This window comes from Brevundimonas sp. (assembly GCF_036399195.1).
Classification (GTDB): domain Bacteria; phylum Pseudomonadota; class Alphaproteobacteria; order Caulobacterales; family Caulobacteraceae; genus Brevundimonas.
Genome location: NZ_DASWNO010000174.1, coordinates 1 through 5,795, shown reverse-complemented (window position 1 = coordinate 5,795; position 5,795 = coordinate 1). Strand labels below are relative to the sequence as shown.

The 5,795-nt window shown below is 70.6% G+C and carries 5 protein-coding genes; all 5 read right to left on the bottom strand.

Translation table 11 applies throughout. The features are described 5' to 3' along the window. Positions 1 to 215 (bottom strand): hypothetical protein (locus tag VGB60_RS08180; protein ID WP_414644496.1); only part of this gene is annotated, 215 nt, incomplete at its 3' end. 68 nt (positions 216 to 283) lie between these two features. Further along, a complete protein-coding gene (locus tag VGB60_RS08175; RefSeq protein WP_331037776.1) occupies positions 284 to 3,148 on the bottom strand; it encodes a bifunctional [glutamine synthetase] adenylyltransferase/[glutamine synthetase]-adenylyl-L-tyrosine phosphorylase in 2,865 nt (954 codons plus the stop codon). 189 nt (positions 3,149 to 3,337) lie between these two features. Beyond that, positions 3,338 to 4,747, bottom strand: coding sequence for a HAMP domain-containing sensor histidine kinase (locus VGB60_RS08170; RefSeq protein WP_331037775.1), 1,410 nt, complete (start codon positions 4,745 to 4,747; stop codon positions 3,338 to 3,340). Further along, a complete protein-coding gene (locus VGB60_RS08165) occupies positions 4,744 to 5,154 on the bottom strand; it encodes an endonuclease domain-containing protein (protein WP_331037774.1) in 411 nt (136 codons plus the stop codon). The genes VGB60_RS08170 and VGB60_RS08165 overlap by 4 nt, the downstream gene beginning before the upstream one ends. 83 nt (positions 5,155 to 5,237) lie before the next feature. Further along, positions 5,238 to 5,795: response regulator transcription factor (locus tag VGB60_RS08160; protein WP_331037773.1), on the bottom strand; the 558-nt coding region annotated here is incomplete at its 5' end.

Genomic DNA, 5,795 nt, shown 5'->3' with positions numbered 1-5,795 from the left:
ACGGCGCGGCGCTCGTCCGCGGTCACCGAGCCGTCGCGATTGGCGTCGGCGGCGGTTAGGCGATCGACGCGGCGCGCCACGAATTCAGACTGGCTGATGCGGCGGTCGCCGTCCGTGTCGGCGCGCAGGCCGCGCGCGGCCGGAGCCTGTTGGGCCGCGGCGGCGCCGGCGGCGAGAACGGCCATGGCGGCCGCGATGATGATGGTGTTCTTCACGATGATCTCCAGGGCCGCCCGACGCGGCCGTGACAATCCCCTGTCTGGAGAGTGAAACGGCCCTGACCTCAGTCTCCGTCGCTCGGCTCCGGCAGGGCCCGCTCGAAGGCGGCCCGCGCGGCCGACCTCGCCTCGTGCAGCCGCGCCTTTAGAGACCCGTAGTCGGCCTCGCCCGCCGCCTCGGCCAGCCGCTTGCGGAACCCGTCGGGCTCGGCGTCCGGATCCGGCTTTTCGTCGAAGGCCGCGCTCAGGATCTGGTTCAGCGCCTGCTGCAGCCGCCACGCGCCCGCCAGGTCAGGTTCGTCCGACAGCGCCTCCAGCGTTGACACCGTCAAGCGGCCGCCGTCCGGCGCGGCGATCAGCTGTCGCGTCTGTGCCACGAACTCGGCGTCGACCTGACCCCCATGAACCAGCTTCAGGTCCCAGTCGCCGTGCGCGGGCCGCTCCCGCGCCATCAGATCTCGCATCCGCCGGGCGTCGCTGGCCACATCCACGCCCGCGCGCGGCTTACGCAGGATCGCCTCGACCGCCGCTCCGACGCGCGCGGCGAACGCCGCATCGTCGGCCCACACCACCCGCGCCCGCGTCAGGGCCATGAACTCCCAGGTGTCGGCCTCGCCGGAGTAGTAGTCCTCCACCGCCGACAGCCTCAGCGACACCGGCCCCTTGGCCGCGCCGGGCCGCAGCCGCATGTCGACCTCGTACAGCCCGCCCTCGGCGGTGTGCGCCGACAGGGCCGCGATCAGCCGTTGCGTGAAGCGCGAATAGAACACTCCCGCCGCCCAGCCCTTGCCGTCCGACACCGCCTCGGCAGGGGCGTCGTATACGGTCATCAGGTCGAGGTCGGAGCTGGCCGTCATCTCGCGCGAACCGGCCTTGCCGAGAGCGACGATGGCGACCGCACCGCCGGAGAGTCGTCCGCCCTGCCGTTCCGCCTCGGCCATGGCGGCGGGAGCGAGGGCGGTGATCACGGCGTCGGCGAGGGCGGTGTAGGCGCGTCCCGCGGCTTCGGGGTCGGCCCGCCCCGTCAGGGTCTGGATGCCGATGCGGAACATCTGCTCGCGGTGGACCCGGCGGGCCACGTCCAGCGCGGACTCGAAATCCGGCGCGGCGGCGACGTCGGCTCGCAGTTGCTCCGCCAGCCCTGACTCCTCGTCGATGAAGCGGCGGAAGCGGGCGTCCATCATGCTGTCCAGCGCCGCCGGATAGCGGCCCAGGGTGCGCGCCAGACGCGGGGCGAAGGCCATCACCCCCAGCACCTGCTCGAACAGCTTCGGTTGAGCCAGAAACAGCGCCTGCACCTGCACCCCGGCGCTGAGGCCGGCGAAGAACACCGCGAACCGGCGGAAGGCCGCGTCCGCCGCGCCCGTGTCTGCCAGCGCCGTCAGCAGGCGCGGGGCCAACCGGGTGAACAGCTCGCGTCCCCGGGCCGAGCGGGTGGCCGGGATACGTCCGTGGTGCCAGCTGCGGATCGTATCGGCCACGCCCGCCGGCTCCGCGAACCCCATCCGCGCCAGCGTCGCCAGGGTCTCGGGATCGTTCTCGACACCCGTGAAGACCAGGGACCCATAGGGCGACGACAGCGCCTCCTCGCCCTCGAAAAGCTGGCCGTAGCGGCGATTCACCCCGATCAGCAGGGCCTCGACCGAGGCGTCGAAGGCGGTCAGATCGCCTTCCCCGGCCATGGCCGCGACGGCGGCGCGGCGGGCGGAGTCTTGCGGCAGGATGTGCGTCTGCTCGTCGTCCAGCATCTGCACCCGGTGCTCCAGCCCGCGCAGCCGCTCATAGGCCGCGGTCAGTTCGGCGCAGGCGTCGGCGTCCAGATGACCGGCGTCCCTCAGCAGGGCCAGCGCCTCGACGGTGCGCGGGCTGCGCAGGGCCGGGTCGCGGCCGCCGAGGATCAGTTGCTGGGTCTGGGCGAAGAATTCGATCTCGCGGATGCCGCCGCGGCCCAGCTTCAGATTGGCCCCCGCCGCCTCCAGACCGTCGCCGGTCTTGTGGACGTGGATCTGCCGCTTGATCGACTGGATGTCGAGGATGGCGGGATAGTCGAGGCTGCGCCGCCAGATGAAGGGCGTCAGCGCCTTGAGGAATCCGCGCCCGGCGGCGACGTCGCCCAGCATGGCCCGCGCCTTGATGAAGGCGGCACGCTCCCAGTTCTGGCCGACGCCCTCGTAGTAGGTCAGGGCGAAGGGCGTGGCGACGACGGGCGGGGTCGAGGATGGATCGGGGCGCAGCCTCAGATCGACCCGGAAGACATAGCCGTCTCCGGTCCGCTCCTGCATCAGCGAGGCGAAGGCGTAGGCGGCGCGGTCGGCGAACCGCTGCGGCTCGACGCCCTCCGCCAGCGCGCTCTCCAGCGCCTCCGGCTCCCAGAACAGGCTGATGTCGATATCGGACGAATAGTTGAGCTCGAACGCGCCGTGCTTGCCCATGGCCAGACCGAACAGGCCGGGGATGGGGCCGTAGGGGTCGTCGGCGGCGGACAGCAGCTTGCCGCGTTCGCGCTGGTCGTGGGCCACCGCCCGCAGGGCCGCCTGCGCCGAGGCGTCGGCGAAACCGCTAAGCGCCCCGGTGACCGCGTCCAGATCCCAGACCCCGCCGAGATCGCACAGGGCGGTCAGCAGATGCAGTTCGCCCTTGAGCCGTCGCAACGGGACGCGCGCCTCGTCGACACCGCCCGCGAGCGCGGCGGTGCGCGCCAGAATGTCGGCCAGCCTGACGTCCGGGTGGTCCTCCAGAACCGCCCTCAGTTGGTGGGGCCAGCGGCGGGCGAGGCCGAACAGATAGGGCGAGGCGGCGAACACCGGGGCCAGCGCGGGCCAGGCCGCGTCGAGCGTTTCAAGCCAGCCCCCCTCCGCGGCTGCTTCCGAGAGCCGTTCGTGGGCGCGGGCGGCCGCGTCCGCATCGACCACCGGTCCGCAGGGGGTCATCTCTAGGCCGAGCGTGCCGAGCGTGCCCACTCTATTTTCCGCTCATCCCCGCGAAAGCGGGGACCCAGTGCTTTGGAAGATCGGTGGGCATGCGTTCCGCGCAGCCGTTTGCCCTCAAACGCCAGCGTCCCGCTGGACAGGACTGGGTCCCCGCCCTCGCGGGGATGAGCGGAAGGGAGTGGAAAGAGCTCATCCGTTCGCCGCCGGCAGCACCAGCGCCACACGCAGGCCGGGACCGAAGCCGCCGTAGGCGCCGGGGCCCTCGTCGAGGATGATGCGGCCGCCGTGGGCCTCCATCACCGCCCCGACCAGCGACAGGCCCAGCCCCGACCCGGCCTCGGTGCGGCTGTTGTCGAGGCGGACGAAGCGTTCGATGACGCGTTCGCGGTCGCCCTCGGGCACGCCGGGGCCTGTGTCGGTGACCGAGTATTCGACTTCGCCCGACGAGCGCCGCCGCGCCCGCAGCATCACCGCCCCACCCTTCGGCGTGTATTTGATGGCGTTGTCGATGATGTTGGCCAGCGCCTGGGCGAGGAACGGTTGGTTGCCCTCGACCAGCAGGCCGCGCTCGATCTCGGCCGAGAATTCCAGTCCCTTGTCCTCGCTCGCGGGCTCGTACAGCTCGGCCATGTCGGCGGCGAGGTCGGCGGCGTCGAACACCTTCGGATCGGGCGTGCGGCCCGCCGCCGCCTGCAGCCGGGCGATGGCCAGCACGGTGTTGAAGGTCTTCAGCAGGGAGTCGGCCTCGTCCAGCGCCAGCTGCACCGCGTCGACGCCGTCGATCTTGCCGGCCTCGGCGTCCATCAGCGCCACCTCCAGCTTGGCGCGCATCCGGGTCAGCGGCGAGCGCAGGTCATGGGCGATGGCGTCGCCGGCGTGGCGGATCGAGGCCATCGACCCTTCGAGCCGGTCCAGCATGGTGTTCAGCCCCGCGCCCAACTCGTCCAGCTCGTCGCCCGAGTTCCTCACCGGCACCCGGGTCTTCAGATCGCCCTCCTGCACCGCCGTGACGACCTTGTTCAGCCGGCCCATGGCCTTCTCGAGGTTGCGGCTGACCAGAAGGCCGCCCGCGACGCCGAGAAGCAGCACGATGCCCATGGCCGTCCACAATGCCTGGGTCAGGCGCGCCAGATAGGCCTCGGTGTCGCTCATCGACTGGCCGACCAGCAGCATTTCGCCGCCCGAAAGACGTTGCTGCACCCCTCGCACCTGGGGCCGGGTCACGCGGCCTTCGGCGTCCGTGTCGGTGAAGGGAAAGGTGATCCACTGCCGATCGCCCTCCATCTTCTCGATCGGCGAGACGGTGAGGCTGCCCGTCACCCAGCTCTCGTCCGGGTTCATGAGCAGATAGACGAAAGCGCTGTCCCGCAGCGTTCGGTCGATCAGCGCCCGGTTCAGGGCGTCAATGCCGCGCGCCTGATAGATGCCGGTGAGCACCTCCACCTCGGCCTGCACGTCCCGCTCGGCCTTGGTGCGCGCCTCGTCGGCCGAGGCGAAATAGACATAGGCCAGGATCGCGCTCGCCGCCGCCGCGAACAGCGCCAGGAACAGCAGCGTCAGCCGAAAGGGGGTGCGGCGGAGGAGCGAGGGGAGTTTCATGACGCCCGCCCGTCTGCCTCTCCCTCCCCCTTCGGGGGAGGGTGGTTGGCGCGCAGCGCCAACCGGGTGAGAAGGGCTCGGCGCAACCGCACCTCGTCAAGGATGCGCTCGATCTCGTCACGGACCATCTCGTTCGAATACCGCAGCGTCAGGAACCCCTCGCGCGCCAGCACGGCGTCCCGCACCCTGTCCCGCCGGGCGCGATCGTCTGTCAGGTGGGAAGAGCCGTCCACTTCCACGATCAGTCCGCGATCCAGACAAACGAAATCAAGAATATAGCCGCGCTGCGGAGCCTGACGACGAAAATGAAGGCCCTCGGAACGGAGCTGGCGGAGGCGGGTCCACAGCCGCGCCTCCGCCAGCGTCATCTGCTTCCGCATCGCGCGGGCGCGAGCAATGATGGCCATCTCGCCGAGCCCTCCCCACCCGGCTGTCGCTTCGCGCCAGCCACCCTCCCCCGGAGGGGGAGGGAGAATGCGTTTCAGAAATCTCAGGGCTCGAGCCGGTACCCCGCCCCGCGCACGGTCTGCAGCATGGCGCGGTCGAAGCCCTTGTCGATCTTGGCGCGCAGGCGGCTGATGTGGACGTCGATGACGTTGGTCTGGGGGTCGAAATGGTATTCCCAGACCTTCTCCAGCAGCATGGTGCGGGTCACCGACTGGCCGGCGTGCCGCATCAGGAACTCCAGCAGCTGGAACTCGCGCGGCTGCAGGTCGATCTCGCGGCCCGCTCGATAGACGTTGCGCGAGATCAGGTTCATCTCCAGATCGCCGACCTTCAGCATGGTGGCGACCGAGCCCGTCTCGCGGCGGCGCGACAGGGCCTCGACGCGGGCGATCAGCTCGGAGAAGGCGTAGGGCTTGACCAGATAGTCGTCGGCGCCGGCCTTCAGCCCCGCGACGCGGTCGTCGACCTCGCCCAGCGCCGACAGGAACAGCACCGGCGTCTGGTCGCCGTCCTTGCGCAGGGTTTCGACCATGCCGATGCCGTCCAGCCGCGGCATCATGCGATCGACCACATAGACGTCGTAGCCGCCCTTCTGCGCCTC

What these genes read in the sequence shown, in the direction of transcription:
- VGB60_RS08170 (WP_331037775.1), bottom strand. Translation starts at nt 4,747, where the DNA reads ATGAAACTCCCCTCGCTCCTCCGCCGCACCCCCTTTCGGCTGACGCTG.
- VGB60_RS08165 (WP_331037774.1), bottom strand. Translation starts at nt 5,154, where the DNA reads ATGGCCATCATTGCTCGCGCCCGCGCGATGCGGAAGCAGATGACGCTG.
- VGB60_RS08175 (WP_331037776.1), bottom strand. Translation starts at nt 3,148, where the DNA reads ATGACCCCCTGCGGACCGGTGGTCGATGCGGACGCGGCCGCCCGCGCC.